Origin of the sequence: Mesorhizobium sp. ES1-6 (assembly GCF_020164775.1) — a bacterium.
Classification (GTDB): Bacteria; Pseudomonadota; Alphaproteobacteria; order Rhizobiales; family Rhizobiaceae; genus Mesorhizobium.
The window spans coordinates 15,251-32,174 of record NZ_JAIUGU010000014.1 but is presented as its reverse complement, the minus strand read 5'-3'; the positions used below and the strand labels follow the sequence as shown (position 1 = coordinate 32,174).

Here is a 16,924-nt window from a genome sequence, read left to right as displayed (position 1 = left end):
TGCCCGGCAGGGCAATGAGGGGCAGCGCAAGCCTCACGTTCATATCCGCCAACAACACCTTACGGTGCCTTGATCTCCATCATGCCGGTGGCGGTGCGGGCCGAATATTGCGGCCGGTACATGTCCTCCACCGTTGCCGCCGGGTGGGCGTAGGTGCCCGGCGTCACGGCGCGCACGACATAGGCGAGTGTCAGATTGTGGTCGTGGTCGCCGTCGGCCGGGTTGAACGCCGCGACGAAACGGTCGTCGCGGAATTCCAGATGCGCGGCGTCGGTCTGTGCCAGCCAGGAGAAGTTCGTCAACTGGGCACTGGAAACCAGACCCGGATTGTCGATCTCGAAGCCGGCCGGCAACAGGTCGGTGACCAGCAGGCGCGATGGCCAGCTGTTCTGCTCGGTGACCTTGAGCACGACGACATAGCGTTCGTTCTGGGTTGCCTCCGTGACATTGGCTTCGGTGCCATCAAGCTTGTAGTAGGTACGGCTGATGGTGAAGCCGTCACCGCCGGCCGGCAGGGGCTGGATGGGCGAGGCCACGGTGGTGACGACGGCCTGCAGCGGGGTCTTGCCGGTGTTCGCGATTTCGAGCGGACTGTCGACCAGCTCGGAACCGTTGACCTGGTTGGAATAGCCGCCGGAATGCGGCGCGCCATTGACGGTCAGCGTGATGGAGTCGTTGCCCTCCTTCAACGCACGGGCCGCCAGTAGCATCCAGGAATCGTCCTGGGTGCTGGTCCAGCGGGCTTCGGCGCGTTTCCTGGTCACCAGCTTGATCAGCTCCGGCACGATGGTCGATACCGGCTTCGACTCCGCCGCCAGCGACAGCATGGCCGCGCCGTCACGCAGCGCCGAGCCGTAGTCGGAGCGGTACCAGTCGTAGTCGCTGCTCGATTTGGCGAGCTGCAGCGCGGTCTTGAACGTCGCCTCCGAACGCTGCGTGTCGCCATAGAGCGCCAGGCTCGCGGCCAGCTGGGCGACGGCCATCGGGCTCGAGAAGGCTTCGAGCTGCGTGTCGGCGTAATAGCGCAGGTCGCCGATCGAGGCCTTCTTGTTGCGGGCCAGCACGTAGAGCGCGTAGGCGATCTCGCTGCCGCGATCCTGTACGCTCTGGTCGTAGCCGAGCGAGTTCTGCAGGTTGTTGAGGGCCTGGTTCATCGCCAAGCTCGGGACGTCGTATTTCTGCTCCCGCGCCCGGGTCAGGAACTCGCTGACATAGGCGTCCAGCCACAGATCGCCGGAGCCCGGGCCCCACAGGCCGAAGCTGCCGCTCGAGGACTGGTAGCTCAGAACCTTGTAGATCGCATCCTGGACGCGGCCATGCAGGTCCGGGTCGCTTTCCATGCCGACGCCCGATGCCATCTCGTTGACGTAGAGAAGCGGCATGGCGCGGCTGGTGGTCTGCTCGGCGCAACCATAGGGGTAGCGGTCGAGCGTCATCAGCAGCGAAGGCACGTCGAAGGCCGCCGCCTGCGAAACGCCGACCGAGACCGAAGCGCCGTCGAGCAGGCTGGCAGCCAGCAGCTCCTTGTCGACGCGCAGCGCGCCGCCATTGCCCTTGAGATCGACCACAAGGCGCGTGGTGACCGGCAATTGGGCCGGGCGCACCGGCACATAGAGCGTCTGTTCGACCTTGGTGCCGTCGGCATGCGCCAGCTTGATGGTGAGCGAGGCATTGCCCGCCGTCCCGGCGATCAGCGGCACGGTCAAGGTCTGGCGCTTGCCCTGGGCGAGCGTCAGCTTCTGGGGCAGGGGCTTTTCGCCCGTCGACAGGTCGCCGGTGGTGTCGATCGACAGCGCATAGTCGCCGACCGGGCCGTCGGTGTCGGCCACGTCGAGCCGCATGACGGCGTTGTCCCCGGGCGCCAGGAAGCGCGGCAGGCCGGCGGTGATGACGACGGGATCGCGCACGATCACGTCCGCCTGGGCATGGCCGACCGCTTCCTTGGTCCAGGCGACGGCCATGACGCGCACGGTGCCGTTGAACTGCGGGATATCGAAGTCGATCCGCGCCTTGCCGTCGGCGTCGAGCTGGACGATGCCGGAGAAGAAGGCGACCAGCTTTTCGGTTGGCGGGCTGCCTTGCGTCTGCATGTTGGCGCCGTCACCGCCGGTCCTGAGCTTGCCGGTGGTGCCCAACGAGCCATCGATCAGGCGGCCGTAGATGTCGCGGATCTCCATGCCCAGCATGCGCTGGCCGAAGAACCAGTCCTCCGGATCCGGCGCCTTGTAGTTGGTCAGGTTGAGGATGCCGACATCGACGGCGGCAACCGTGACATAGGCATTGGTGCCCGGCTGTACGCCGACCACGGAAACCGGGATCGACAGTTGCTGGCGCGGCACGGTCTTTTCCGGCGGCATCAGCGTAACGGCGAGTTTCTTGGCGCCCGGATCGACTGTCAGCCACTTCACGCCGATGGCGCGGGCCGGCATGCGGCTTTCCTGCGCGTCGCCCGGCCGGAACAGGGTTGCCGTGACATAGGCGCCGGCGCCCCAATCGTCGCCGACGGGGATGTCGACGGTGCTGCCGCCGGCCGGTACGGTCGCCGTGATGGTCTTCAACAGCTTGTCGGAGCCGATATTGATCAGAAGTTCGCCGGCAAAATGCGGCGAGATTTTCAGCTTGGCCACTTCGCCGGCGGCATAATTGTCCTTGTCGAGGGCAATCTCCAGGCCGTCAGGTGTCTCGGTGGTGGTCGAGGCGACATACCAGCCGGCGTCGAACTCATAGCTGGTCGCCGGCCCTTCGGGATCGGATGTCTCGACCTCGAGCCGGTACTGGCCCCAGTCGACGGGAACGGAGACGGTGGCGTCGCCATCGGCGCCGAGGTCGATCTGGCCGTTGGCGATCGACTTGGTCAGGGAGACCGGCTCGTAGTTCCAGGAGTTGTTGGAGCGGTACCACTGATAATTGCGTTCGACCTTGACCAGCGACCACTGCGCGCCTTTCAGCGCCTCGCGCTTGCCGTCGGGATCGACGGCGATCAGGCTGAACTTGGCCGTGCCGCCCTGCGGCACTTCACCATCGGCGAAATCCGGACGGATGCCGATCATATGGCCTTGCGGGCGGATGCCGATGTTGAGCGAGCGTTCGATCGCGCGGCCGCCGGTTTCGCGCATGCGCACCGTCACCTTGCCGTCGACCAGCTTGGTGGTCGAGGGCAACTGGTCGACGGTAACAGGGAAGGTCGCCTTGCCGTCATCGCCGACCACCGGCAGATCGGTGAGCGGCGTGACCGTCGGCTCGGCCGACTGCTCGTCGGCGAGGCCGAAGGAAAAGTTGGGGAAGCGGTCCCAGTCACGCGACGTCGACAGCGTCAGTTCGCCTTCCAGCGCAAGGCCCGCCGCCGGCGCGCCATAGAGGAAACGGCCGTCAATGTTGATGTTGGCGGTCTCGCCGCGCGCAATCTCCTGCTTGTCGGCCTTCATGTCGAATTCGATGCGATCCGGCACGAAATCCTCGACCAGGAACATCTGGCTGGCGACCGCCGGCTGCTTGGGGTCGGTATGGATCGACACCGACCAGGTGCCGCGCATGGCGTTGGGTTCGAGCGGCAGGTCGACGGCGTGGCCGCCGGCCGAGACGCCGTCGCTGACGATGCGGCGGTCCTCGACGCCATCGGGGCGCGAGAAGATGAAGGTGAGCGGCAGGTTCTCGACCGCCTTGGCCGCGCCGTCGCGGGCAAGTGCGGCGACATGGACGTCCTCGCCGGCGCGGTAGATGCCGCGCTCGGTCCAGGCATAGACGTCGAGCGCGCCGGGGGCGGCACGCCCGGTGACGCCACGGTCGGACAGGTCGAAACCGGCCTTGGCCATGTCGAGGAAGACGAAGTCATTGTCGCCCTGCTTGGCCATCAGCACGGCCGGCACCATGCCGCCGTCGCCGCGCGTCAGGCCGGGATTGAAGACGGCGTGGCCGTTCGCGTCCGACGTCGCGGTGCCGAGAACCTCGTTGTTCCTGGCAACCAGCGTCAGTTCGGCGCCGGCTATCGCCTTGGCGGAGCCCAGCGAACGGGCGAAGACATTGAGCCCATCCTGGCCGGTATAGGTCGACAGGCCGATGTCGGAGACGACGAACCATTGCGTGGCCAGCGAACCGTAGTCGTCGCTCTTGTCGTTGACGGGCTGCGCGGTCAGCACATAGACGCCGGGCTTGCGCTGCGGCAGCGCCTCGTCGACCGGGAAGGAGGTGGTGACTTCCTTGTTGAGGTCGCTGACGATGTCGAGTTGGCCCTTCCAGACCGGCTCGCCCATCTGCTCGGAAATGTTGGAAATGTCATAGCCGTCGAGCTGGTGCAGGAACTGGTAGCCCGACAGGAGCTGCGCCAGCGAACGGTCGCCGATGCGGTAGAGCTTCATCTCGGCGGCATTCATGTTGACGGTGACGATCGGAATGCCGCGACGCGCGCCGGCCGGCAGCACGAAGCTGTCGCCGGTGAAGCGGGCGGAGGGGGCGCGATCCTGCACGTAGATCGACAGCACCACGGGGGCGGCGGTGACTTCGCCGATCGCGGCCGGCAGGCCGGCGCGGAAGGTGACGTCATAATGCTGGCCGTGTTCGAGCCCTTCGACGCAGATCTGCTTGTCCTTGGCCTCGACGCCCTTCGGCGGGGCGTTGTCGACGGTGACGAACTGCGCGTAGTCGACGCCGGTCTTGACCAGTTCCTCGGAGAATTGCGCGCAGATGCGCGGCGCGCTGGTGTCGGCATCGACGGAGTGATCGATGACGCGGAACCCTTTGCGGGCCTTCAGATCAGCATATTCGGCCTGGACCGCGGGCGAGGTTTCCAGCGCAAGGCTGGCCTCATAGGCCTGCAGCGCCGGCCGGTAGAGATCGCGTTTGTCGAGACCATTGCCAAGCAATGCCAGCACGTCGGCGCGCGTCCTGGTGGTGCGCAGCAGCTTGTAGGCGTTGAAGGCGGCCGACGTGCCGTTTGCCGGCAAAGTCGAGGCCTCGGAGGTGTTGGCGGCGGGCTGCACGGCCAGCGTTTCGCGCGCCAGCCTGAGCCAGAGCTGGCCGTCGTCAGGCATCACCGAGACCACGGACTCGTATTTCTGCATGGCGGAGCGATGGTCGCCGGTCAGCACGGCCTGTTCGGCGGCATTCGTCAGCGCCGCCATGCCCTCGGTCGGCTTGTCGAAGGCGGGGCCAAGCAGCTTGTTGCGGTATTGCTGGGCCTGGTCGGCCATCCAGTTGGGGAAGAAGGCGAGCTCCGGCGGCGCGCCGATATCGGGGTCGCCGTCGACGTTGACGACCTTGCCGGCGACCGCGCCGTTGAAGGATTTCAACTGGTTATAGTCGGATTTGAGAAAGCACCATTTTGCCTTGGTGTTGTAGGTGAAGGCGCGGCAAGCCGGATCGCCGAGACATGTCGTCTTGCACTGGTCGAGCGTGACGTTTTGGTCGGACCGGAGATCGAAGCCGAAATAATCGGAATTGTCCGTCGTTGCGATTCGCCGGGCCTCGGCCGCTTGCGCGACGCCGTTCCAGGCTAAGGCGTTGGCCCAGGCAAGGAAAAGAAGGACGAGAATCGACAGACCACGAGCCGCGCGCATTGCCATTACACCCTCCAGACAATTGCAGACGTCCGGGCATGATCAAGCTTCAGTCGGGCTTGTCAACGCGCGAACGCGGCAGGTTGCCGCCTGCCAACGGTTTATTTTCCGGCCAAGGACCGGTATGCGGACAGTAACCTCCATAGGACAGGGGATCACGCATTCTTGCGGAAACGCAGAAGGTGTGAATTCCAAGCCCGCCCTATTTCAGACAATTGGATTGTGGCCCCTTTACGAGCGCTTCAGAACTTCATTCCAATTTTATTTTTGTAACCTAGGTTGTCTTAATGCCGGCGCATGAAAAGCAGATGTCAGGAAGGAGAGCGCCAGGGCGCGCCCTTCCGCGCGCCCTGCTTTTGGCCATGATGTGCTCGACGGCGCTGCTTTGCCAATCGAGGCACGCGGCCGCGTTCGAGCTTTTCGGCATCAAGCTTTGGGGGTCGTCCAGCGACGAGGACGCCGACATCGTCGATCCGCTGCGCTACGCGGTGACCATCTCCGCGCCCGATGCCGACAAGGACCTCGTCAAGAAGCTCGAAAACGCCTCGGCGCTGAAAGGCGACGAGGACCGGCCGGTCTCGGGTTCGCTCGGGCTGATGGCCAAGGCGCGCGGCGACCGTGAGCAGCTGGTCGCCGCACTTTACGCCGATGCCCGGTATGAAGGCGTCGTCACCATCACCATCGAAGGCAAGCCGCTCGACGAGTTGCCGCCGGACGCCGAGTTCAAGGGGCCACAGCCTATCCCGGTGGCAATCACTGTCGCCGCCGGTCCCAAATTTACCCTTGGCAATATCAGGCTGGAGGGCGACGCGGCGGGGCTGATGAGCGCCGATTACGGCCTGATATCAGGCGGCGACGCCGGGTCGGGCGCCGTGCTCAAGGCCGAGGCGCTGATCGTGCGGACGCTGAAGGAGCAGGGCAGGCCGCTGGCCAAGGTCACCGACCGGCAGATCGTCGCCGATCATGCCACCTCGACGCTCGACGTGACGCTGACGGTCGCCGCCGGGCCGGTCGCCGGCTATGGCGCCACCACCGTGGAAGGCACGGAAAAGGTCGACCGCGACTTCACCGAATACATGACCGGGCTGAAGCGCGGCCGGCAGTACTCGCCGCAGGAGATCAGCGACGCGCGCGACCGGCTGCTGGCGCTCGAGGTGTTCAACAGCGTGACGTTCAAGGAAGCCGACAAGCTCGACGCCGACGGCAACATCCCGATCGGCGTGCAGGTCAGCGAGCGCAAGCCGCGCTATTTCGGGCTGGGCGGCACGTTCTCGAACACGGAGGGGCTTGGCCTGGAGGGCTACTGGGGCCATCGCAACCTGTTTGGCCACGCCGAAAAGCTGCGCATCGACGGCGCCATAAGCGGCATCGGCAGCAACGATCTGTCCGAGTTGAACTACAATGCCGGCATCATGTTCGAGAAACCCGGCGTGATCGGACCAGCATCGAAGTTCTTCGCCAGCGTGAAGACGGTGCTGGAGCATCCGGACGCGTACGACCATTTCTCGGTCAAGGGCAGCACCGGGCTCTCCTATGAACTCGACAAGAAGCAGACCGTATCGGCCGAGGTGGCGCTAGACTACTCACGCATCCATGACGCCTTCGGCAAGCACAAATACCTGATCGCCAGCATTCCGCTGCAATATGTCTACGACAACCGGGACAACAGGCTGAACCCGACCAGCGGCTTTAGAGTGCTTGCCTATGCGGAGCCCAGCTACGACATATTGAGTGGTGCCGCTTTCCTCAAACTGAAGGGCGAGGGATCGGCCTATCAGTCGCTGGACACGGCCTCGAAGTTCGTGCTTGCCGAGCGTGTCGCCGTCGGCTCGATCGTCGGTACCGGGCTGCAGAACGTGCCGGCCGACCGGCGCTTCTATTCAGGCGGCGGCGGCTCGGTGCGCGGCTATGCCTATCAAGGCATCGGCCCCAAGGACTTCACCGGCCAGCCGATCGGCGGCCTGTCCTTCTTCGAGACCTCTGTCGAGATGCGCATCGCCGTCACCGACACGATCGGCATCGTGCCCTTCGTCGATGCCGGCACGGTGTCGACCAAGTCGGTTCCCAACTTCTCCGACGTGAAGGTCGGCGCCGGTGTCGGCCTGCGCTATGTCACGCCGTTCGGTCCGCTGCGCATCGACGCGGCCGTGCCGCTCAACCGCGACCCCGGCGACCCGCATTTCGGCATCTATGCCGGCATCGGACAGGCGTTTTGAAATGAAGACGGTCCGGCGCATCCTTCGCATTGTCCTCTATACGCTGCTGATCGTGGTCGCGGGCGCCATTGGCGCGCTCATCGTGCTGACCAAGACCGAGCGCGGGCGCGACAATCTCGCCGGCATCATTTCGCGGCTCGCCTCCAGCGACGATCGCAAGGTCACCGTCAGCGGTATCGACGGCATCTGGTCGGGCAATCTCAGCGTCGATCATGTCGTGCTCGAGGACCGCGAGGGCGCCTGGCTGGTGGCGCGCAAGGTGGCTGTCGACTGGTCGCCGACGGCGCTGCTGTCGAAAAGCTTCAGCGCCGGGCGGATCGCGGCCGAGCGCATCGAACTGGCGCGCCTGCCGGTGGCCGGTTCGCAGCCGCCGGCGCAGGGCGGCACGACGACGCTGCCGGTCTCCATCGACATCAAGCAGATCGACCTGCCGGAAATCGCGCTCGGCGAGCAGCTGGCCGGCAGCGGCATTGCCGAGCTCGCGGCCAAGGGAATGCTCAAGGCCGATGCCGCGCCACTGGCGGTCGAGACGGCGCTCAACGTCACCCGCCACGACGGCAAGCAGGGCAATGTCGACGCCAAGATCCATTTCGCGCCCGCCGACAACAAGCTGGACCTCGACCTCAAGGCGTCGGAGCCGGCCGGCGGCATCATTGCCAATTTGCTCAAGCTGCCGGATGCGCCGCCGGTCGATATCGTGGTTTCGGGCAGCGGGCCGCTCGCCAACTGGAGCGGTGTCGGCACGTTCCTCGTCGACCATCAGATCGTCACCCAACTCACCGGCCGCCACCAGCTCACCGACAAGGGCAATCATGTCGAGGCCAAGGGCGACGGCGATTTCGCGCGCTTCCTGCCGGAAAACCTGAAGCCGTTGTTTGCCGGCAAGACCAGCTTCGATGTCGCCGGCACCGCCACGTCGGCTGGCGGTATCAGCATCGACCGGGCCAGCATCGAGAGCGATGCGGTGCACGGGGCCGCCTCCGGCATCGCCGATCCCGCCGGTGCCAGCGATCTGTCGGTCGAACTCGCCGCCAAGGGCCCGCCCGTGGTGATCAGCGTAGGCAGCAAGGCGCAGCCTATCACGCTCGCGATCAAGAACGCCACCGCACGCGCCTTCGGCGACGGCAAGGCGCCGATCGTCGATGTCGGCGTTTCCTTCGTTTCGATCGTCGCCGGCGGCACGCGGCTGGACGATCTGGCGGCGCAAATCCATTCCGACGGCTTCGATATCCAGAATCGCTCCGGCCCGGTCACGGTCAAGCTCGACGCGGGCGGTCTGAAAAGCGACGTCGCGACGTTGGCGCCGCTGATCACCGGCAAGGTCAATGTCGATCTGGCCGGGTCAGTCAGCAAGGACGCCATCGCCATCGATCAGGGCACGCTGCGCTCCGACGCGCTCAATGCGTCGCTGACGGCGACGGTGGCGCTCGCCGACATGTCGATGCAGCTCAAGATGAATGCCGACGCCGTGGCGACCGCATTCCCGCAGCAGATCGCCTCGGTGCTCGGCGGACGGGTGAAATTTTCGGCCACGGCATCGCGCGATCCGCAGGGGTCTTTCGCCGCGAACTCCATCGAACTCACTTCGGGATCGCTCAGCGCCAGCGGTACGGCCAGCATGCAAGGCACGGACATCCAGGCCGACATCAAGGGCAAGTTGGGCGACGTTTCGGTGTTGTCGCCGACGGTCGGCGTACCGGTTGCCGGCGGGGTCGATTTCGCGCTGTCGGCGACCGGCGCGATCACCGCGCCGGATTTCACCGTTACCGCCGACAGTGACAGCCTGACCGCCTCGGGCCGCACGGTGAAGGCCATCAAGCTGACCGCGAGCGGCAAGGCCGACATAACGAGCCCTTCCGCCAACGTTTCGCTGACCGGCGCCGTCAACGACCAGCCCCTCGATATCAAGGCGGCCCTGGTGACCAGCGAGGGGAAGCGTTCGATCAACGGCTTCCTGGTCTCGCTGGGCGACAACAAGGTTTCGGGCGACCTGGCACTGGATGACAAGTTCATGCCCCTGGGCACGCTGACGCTCGCCGCACCTGCCATCGACCAGTTGGCCGCGCTCGCCGGCCAGGCGGTGACCGGCGACATCAACGGCACCATCCTGTTTGCCAAGGAGGGCGACGCGCCTTCCATTGCCATCGATGCCAAGAGCACGTCGGTGGCGCGTGGCGAGGTGACGGCCAAGGCGATCGCCATCAACGCGCTGATCGCCAATTATCTCGAGGCGCCGGCGATCTCGGGCATTATCAAGGCCGACGCGGTCACTTTGGGGAGCACCGAAATCGGCGGTATCGGCGTCGACCTCAAGCGCGACGGCGACTGGACCAATTTCAGCGGCGGCGCGACCATAGCGGGCATTCCGGCGACCGCCGCCGGCCGGGTGAAGATCGCCCAGGGCACCACCAGCGTCGAGATTGCGTCGGGCGAGGCTACCGTTCGCGGCATCAAGGCGGCGATTGCCGAACCGTCGGCTCTGACCATCGCCAACGGCACGGCCAACATCGACAAGCTGGCGCTTGATATAGGCGGCGGCCGAGTGGCGCTGTCGGGCAGTGCCGGCGAGACGCTCGATCTCGCGGCGCGGGTCTCAGCTTTGCCCGCCGCGCTTGCCAATGCGTTTTTGCCCGGCCTGGAGGCCGCGGGAACGCTTGACGGTATCGCTGAAGTAAGCGGAGCGCCGGTCGCCCCCGACATCCAGTTCAACGCGAAGCTGGCCGGCGCCGAGACCAGCCAGACCCGACAGGCAGGGCTTGGACCACTCGCCGTCGAAGCGGTCGGCAGCTATACGATTGCCGGCGGCGTCGCCCTCGATCATGCCACCCTCACCGGCGACAAGGTTTCCGGCCAGGCCGCCGGCATCATCAACCCGAACGGGGCCAGCGATTTCGCGATCGATCTGACCTCATCGGGTCCCAGTCTGCCGCTGACGCTCGGAAGCGCGGAGAGCCCGGTCAAGATCGAGGTCCGATCGGTGTCGGCAAAAATCGCCGGCGAAAGCACGCATGCCAGGCTGGATTTTTCCGCGATCCTGCCCTCGGTCGTCACCAGCCCCGCGAAGGTGGACGGGCTTACCCTGACACTGCACTCGGACGCGTTCGATCTCGGGAATCGCGCCGGGCCGGTTTCCGGAACGGTATCGGTGGACAAGGTTGGGCTCGACAATCCCACGATCGCGCCGCTCATCGCCGGCAAGGTCACGGCCGCGCTCAACGCGCGGCTCAGCGCCGAGGCCGTCGCTATCGACAGCGGTTCGCTGAAAAGCGATGCGCTGAGCAGCCAGGTCGCCGGCCAGGTATCGCTGCGTGACGGCGCCATCGATCTCAAGCTGAATGCGGATGCGCCAGCCTCGGCCTTGCCGGCCGCGGCGCGCGGCATGCTTGGCGAACGCGCGCGGATAAGCGCCGCGCTGAAACGCGACCCCAACGGTGCCATAAGTGTCGATGGGCTGAAGCTGGTGTCGGGCGGACTGACCGCACAGGGGGAGGCGAGCCTTGCCGACAACAAGGTGGCCGCCGACATTACCGGCGTTCTTGCCGATATCTCGCCGCTGTCGAAGGATGCCAAGGGCGCGATTGCCTTCGCGCTGAACGCTCAGGGGCCGGCCATCGCGCCGGATCTGTCGCTGACGGTCAACAGCGATCGGCTTGTCGTGGCTGAGCGCGAGATTACGGGGCTGAAGCTCACCGCCACCGGCAAGGCGGACGCCGCCAATCCGGCGGCCAATGTGCAGCTCACCGGCAATGTCGCCGGCCAGGCGCTGCAGGGGAGCGCCGTGCTGGCAACGGCGGACGGCAAGAGCGCCATCAATGGGCTGCTCCTGTCGCTGGGCAAGAACAGGATCTCCGGCGACCTGGCGCTGGACGACAAATTCGTGCCAGAAGGCACCATCTCGCTCGACCTGCCCGATATCGGGCCGCTTGCCGCCCTGGCGCTGGAAAAGGCCGAAGGCGACGTGCGCGGCACCATTGCCTTCTCGAAGCACGGCGGCGCACCCCAGGTCATCGTCAAGGCGGCGACCGGCTCGATCGTGCGCGGCGACCTTCAGGCCAAGGCCGTCTCGGTCGATGCGCTGATCGCCAACTACCTGACGGCGCCGGTGATCTCCGGGAAAGTCCGCGCCGATACCGTCACGTCGGGCGGCACCGTGATCAGCGGCATCGACGTCGACCTCAAGCGCGATGGCGACTGGACCGGCTTTTCCGGCGGCGCCACGGTCAAGGGCATTCCGGCCAGGGCAGCCGGGCGGGTGAAGGTGGCCGGCGGAACGACGACCATCGAGCTCGCTTCGGGGCAGGCGACCGTCCAGGGCATCAAGGCGGCTATCGCCCAAGCCTCGACGGTCAGCATCGCCAATGGCACGACGACGCTGGACAGGCTGGTGCTCAACCTTGGCGGCGGCACCGCGACGGTAACCGGCAAGGTCGGCCAGGCGCTCGACATCAATGCGGTGCTGGCGCGCGTGCCGATGTCGCTCGCCAACAGTTTCTCGCCCGGGCTCGATGCAGCGGGTTCCATCTCCGGCACGGTCAAGGTGACCGGGGCACCGGCGAGCCCCACCGTTGCCTTCAACATCGACGCGGCCGGGGTGCAGACGTCGCAGACCCGCAGCGCCGGTGTCGGCGCGGTGAGCGTTGCCTCGTCGGGCAGCTTTGCCGGCAACAAGCTGACCTTCGACGCCAATGTCAGCGACGGGGCCAGGCTTGGCCTCAAGGGCGGCGGCACTGTGACGACGGCTGGCACCCCGGCGCTGGCGCTCGACTTCAACGGTGCCGTGCCATTCGGCCTCCTCAGCGAGAAGCTTGCCGCGCAGGGCCTGTCGCTGACCGGCAACGCCAACGTCAATGTCCAGGTGCGCGGTCCAGCGACGTCTCCGGTGATCGGCGGCAGCGTCAGAACCTCCGGCGCGCGTCTGGTCGAGGCACGCTCGGGCCTTGCTGTCAACGATATCGCGGCAGACATCTCGATCGGAAACGGCGTCGCCAGGATCAACCGGTTGACCGGAACGCTGTCGACGCGCGGCAGCCTGTCGGCCAGCGGTACGGTCGGCATCAATCCGGCGCAAGGCTTCCCGGCCGACCTGTCGATCAAGCTCACCGATGGCCGCTACACGGATGGACGCGTCGTGACCGCCAACCTCGGCGGCGACCTGACGATCAAGGGGCCGCTGACTTCGGCGCCGGTGGTTGCCGGCACAGTCAACCTGGCCAAGACCGTCATCACGGTTCCGGACAAATTGCCCGGCTCGCTCGCGGCGCTCGACGTCAAGCACAAGAACGCGCCCGGCCCGGTCAAGGCGCAGGACAAGGCGCTGCGCCCGGCGACGACCAGCGGCAAGAGCGGTGGCAGCGGCCTTGCGCTCGACGTCACGGTCAATGCGCCGAACCAGATCTTCATCCAAGGCAGGGGTGTCGACGCCGAACTCGGCGGCTCGCTCAAACTGACCGGCCCGGCCTCTTCGCCGCAGGCGGTCGGCACCTTCACCTTGCAGCGCGGCCGGCTGTCGATCCTCGGCAAGCGGCTGACCTTCACCGAAGGCACGGTGGGGTTCTCCGGTTCGCTGGTGCCTTACCTCAACCTGACGGCGACAACGACGACAACCGGCGCCACCGTCACGATCGTGGTGTCGGGCGAGGCGACCAATCCCAAATTCACCTTCAGTTCGGTGCCGGCACTGCCTGAGGACGAGGTGCTGGCGCAGCTGATCTTCGGGCGGTCGATGTCGAACCTGTCGCCGTTGCAGATCGCGCAGCTGGCCGAGGCCGCCGGACAATTGGCGGGCGTCGGCGGTTCGACGTCACTGCTGGAGAATCTGCGCAGCGCCATCGGTGTCGACGATCTCGACGTCACCACAGACGACCAGGGCGGCACGGCGGTCTCGGCTGGCAAGTATCTCAACGACCGCACCTATGTGACTATCCAGAAGGGCGACAAGCCGGGTTCCGGCAAGGCGACCATCGACCTCAATGTCGGGCGCGGCGTCAAATTGCGCGGCGAGGCGACCGACGCCGGCGAAGCCAAGGGCGGCATCTTCTACGAGAAGGAATATTGAGGCCTGGCCCCTCGTGCTGGCCGCAACTGGCGCTGTCGTAGCCAGTGCAAATGTCTCAGTTTAATAGCCCGAACAGATTTTGGCGAAATCTGGGCGCACTAGCAATTTTGCGCCAAGACTGTCGCTATCACGCGAACTGCCCTCCTTCCAAAGTTGCACATTCGCTAACATGTTCCCAATCCATGTCGTCTTTGACATCATGGCCTGGATGCGGAATGTTAATCGGCGGAAAGCCAACAATGGGAGTTAGTCATGACAATCTACAAGAGCAACGGCGACAGCGTTCCGGATCATATCCTGGCCATGGCCGAAGAAGCCAAGTCGGGTAAGGTCGATCGCCGCGAATTCCTGGCGCTGGCCAGCATCTTCGGCGCCTCGACGGCCATGGCCTACGGTCTTCTCGGGCTCGCCGCTCCGACCCCGGCCAAGGCCGAGGACGTACAGGGCAAGAAGGGCGGCGTGCTCAAGGTCGCCATGTCCGTCAAGGATCCCAAGGATCCGCGCACCGCCGACTGGTCGGAAATCTCCAACGCCGAGCGCCAGGCGCTCGAGCCGCTGGTGAAATACACCAAGGAGTACACATTCGCGCCCTATCTGCTGGCAAGCTGGGATATCAACGACGACGCCACCGAGTACACGCTGCATGTGCGGCCAGGCGTCGAATGGAACAATGGCGACAAGTTCACCGCCGATGACGTGATCTACAATTTCACGCGCTGGGCCGACAAGAACGCAGAAGGCAATTCCATGCCGGGCCGCCTTGGCAGCCTCGTCGACGAAAAGACCAAGAAGCTGAGCGAAGGATCGATCGTCAAGGTCGACGACATGACGGTCAAGCTGAAGCTCACCAAGCCCGACATCGCGCTCATCGCCAACCTGTGCGACTATCCCGGCCTCGTCGTCCACAAGACCTTCGACGAGAAGGGCGCCAACTTCAAGAGCTGCCCGATCGGCACCGGCCCATTCGAGCTCGTCTCCTACGATGTCGGCCAGAAGGTGGTCTACAAGCGCCGCACGACCGGCAAATGGTGGCAGGGCGAGGCCTTCCTCGACGGCGTCGAGTTCATCGACTACGGCACCGATCCGGCCGCGACGGTTTCGGCCTTCGAATCCGGCGAAGTGCACACCAACCACGAGACGACCGCCGATTACGTCAAGATCATCGCGGATGTTGGCGCGCCGCCTTCGGAAGTCGTGACCGCGGCCACCGTGGTCTCGCGCTTCAACGTCAATGCCAAACCCTATGGCGACCAGAAGGTGCGTCAGGCGATGTGCCTGGCCGTCGACAATTCCGTGGTGCTGCAGCTTGGCTACGGCAATGCCGGAACGCCGGCCGAAAATCACCATGTCGCGCCGATCCATCCGGAATATGTCGAACTGCCGAAGATCCCCCGCGACGTGGCCAAGGCCAAGCAGATGCTGACGGAAGCCGGCGTGATCGATTTCGAACACGAGCTGATCAGCAATGACGAGGACTACCACAAGAACACCACCGACGCGATCGCGGCCCAGCTGCGCGAGGCCGGCATCAAAGTGAAGCGCACCGTGCTGCCGAGCTCGACCTTCTGGAACGACTGGACGAAATACCCGTTCTCGGAAACCAACTGGAACATGCGTCCGCTTGGTATCCAGGTCATCGCCATCGCCTATCGCTCGGGCGAAGCCTGGAACGAGACGGCCTACGCCAATCCGGACTTCGACAAGAAGGTCAACGAGGCGCTCGGGATCGCCGATGCGGAAAAGCGCAAGGTGGTGATGAAGGATGTCGAGCAGATGCTGCAGGATTCCGGCATCATCATCCAGCCTTACTGGCGCAAGCTCTACATCAACATCAAGCCCGAGGTGAAGAACCACTCGATGCACCCCACCTACGAGCACGACTTCGGCAAGGTCTGGCTCGATCAGGCGTGATCCACGGCTTGTTGGATATGAGGGGCGCTTGCCCCTCATATCCGCAGGATCGTCGCCGTTGCACTGGATGCAGCGGCGGCGTGACGTCACATGATTTTCGTCACAGGGTTGACCATATCTGACCCCAACCCGGCCGGCAGGGGGCACCATGTTCTCATTCATCATCAGACGTATCGGCACGATACTGCTCACGATGCTGTGCCTGACGCTGGTCGTCTTCTTTCTCGTCAATCTCGAACCCAATTTGAAGAAGCTGGCGATCAGCCAGACCGAAATGCACACATCGGCCGAGCAGCTCGAAAGCTGGCTGGTCAATCACGGCTATCGCCAGAACTTCTTCGTCCGCTACGGCCAGTGGCTCGGCATCGTGCCCAAGCAGCCGATCACGGATCCGGCAACCGGCAAGACGACGCAGCGTTTCTCCTTCTGCAACGACCCGGCGGTGCCGACATTCTCCGGCGTGATCGAGGGCGATTTCGGCTGCTCGACCAAGTTCAAGACCACGGTCGCGGCCAAGCTGTTCCCGGCGCTCGGCGCCACCGGCATCCTGATGTTCTGGGTGCTGGCGGTGATGGTGCCGGTCTCGCTGCTGATCGGCATCCTTGCCGGCATGCGCGAGGGCTCGCGCACCGACCGTGTGCTGTCGGTCGCCTCGATCGCCTCGACGGCGACGCCTGAATATGTGTCGGGCGTCATCTTCACCGTCGTCTTCGCCTCCTGGCTCGGCTGGCTGAACGGGTCGGCCGCCTCCGCCAGCCAGGGCATCACCTTCTACAATTTCACGCTGCCGGTGATCACGCTGGCGATCTACGGCATCGGCTATATCGCGCGCATGACACGCGCCTCGATGGTCGAGGTGATGACGCAGCAATATATCCGCACCGCGCGCCTGAAGGGGCTTTCCTTCAAGAGCGTGGTGGTCAAGCACGCGCTGCGAAATGCGTTGATCGCGCCCTTCACCGTCATCATGCTGCAATTCCCCTGGCTGCTCACCGGCGTCGTCATCGTCGAGGTGATGTTCCGCTACCAGGGCTTCGGCTACACTCTGGTCGAGGCCGCCGGCAACAACGACATCGACCTTCTGCTCGGCTGTTCGCTGGTCTCGGTGTTCATCGTCTTGATCACGCAGCTCATTTCCGACGTCGGCTACGCATTCCTCAATCCGCGCATCCGCGTTCAGTAGGGAGAAG

5 protein-coding genes are annotated in these 16,924 nt (G+C 65.0%); 4 read left to right on the top strand and 1 reads right to left on the bottom strand.

The genetic code is table 11. The features are described from left to right. Positions 1–59 precede the first annotated feature (59 nt). A complete protein-coding gene (locus LB564_RS26505) occupies positions 60–5,558 on the bottom strand; it encodes an alpha-2-macroglobulin family protein (RefSeq protein WP_224542130.1) in 5,499 nt (1,832 codons plus the stop codon). A gap of 281 nt (positions 5,559–5,839) precedes the next feature. Here LB564_RS26505 and LB564_RS26500 point away from each other — a divergent pair, with 281 nt between their 5' ends. The 4 genes from LB564_RS26500 to LB564_RS26485 all read left to right on the top strand — a co-directional run bounded on the left by LB564_RS26500 (position 5,840) and on the right by LB564_RS26485 (position 16,917). Beyond that, a complete protein-coding gene (locus tag LB564_RS26500) occupies positions 5,840–7,768 on the top strand; it encodes an autotransporter assembly complex protein TamA (protein WP_224542128.1) in 1,929 nt (642 codons plus the stop codon). A gap of 1 nt (position 7,769) precedes the next feature. After that, entirely contained in the window at positions 7,770–13,823 is a 6,054-nt protein-coding gene (locus LB564_RS26495) for a translocation/assembly module TamB domain-containing protein (protein ID WP_224542126.1), read from the top strand. Positions 13,824–14,075: 252 nt separating this feature from the next. After that, positions 14,076–15,734: an ABC transporter substrate-binding protein gene (locus tag LB564_RS26490; protein WP_224542124.1), complete on the top strand. Its 1,659-nt coding sequence runs from the start codon at positions 14,076–14,078 to the stop codon at positions 15,732–15,734. A gap of 148 nt (positions 15,735–15,882) precedes the next feature. Beyond that, on the top strand, positions 15,883–16,917 hold the full coding sequence (locus tag LB564_RS26485; RefSeq protein WP_140701987.1) for an ABC transporter permease: 1,035 nt from the start codon (positions 15,883–15,885) through the stop codon (positions 16,915–16,917). Positions 16,918–16,924: the final 7 nt, after the last annotated feature.

What these genes read in the sequence shown, in the direction of transcription:
- LB564_RS26505 (WP_224542130.1), bottom strand. Translation starts at nt 5,558, where the DNA reads ATGGCAATGCGCGCGGCTCGTGGTCTGTCGATTCTCGTCCTTCTTTTC.
- LB564_RS26500 (WP_224542128.1), top strand. Translation starts at nt 5,840, where the DNA reads ATGCCGGCGCATGAAAAGCAGATGTCAGGAAGGAGAGCGCCAGGGCGC.
- LB564_RS26495 (WP_224542126.1), top strand. Translation starts at nt 7,770, where the DNA reads ATGAAGACGGTCCGGCGCATCCTTCGCATTGTCCTCTATACGCTGCTG.
- LB564_RS26490 (WP_224542124.1), top strand. Translation starts at nt 14,076, where the DNA reads ATGACAATCTACAAGAGCAACGGCGACAGCGTTCCGGATCATATCCTG.
- LB564_RS26485 (WP_140701987.1), top strand. Translation starts at nt 15,883, where the DNA reads ATGTTCTCATTCATCATCAGACGTATCGGCACGATACTGCTCACGATG.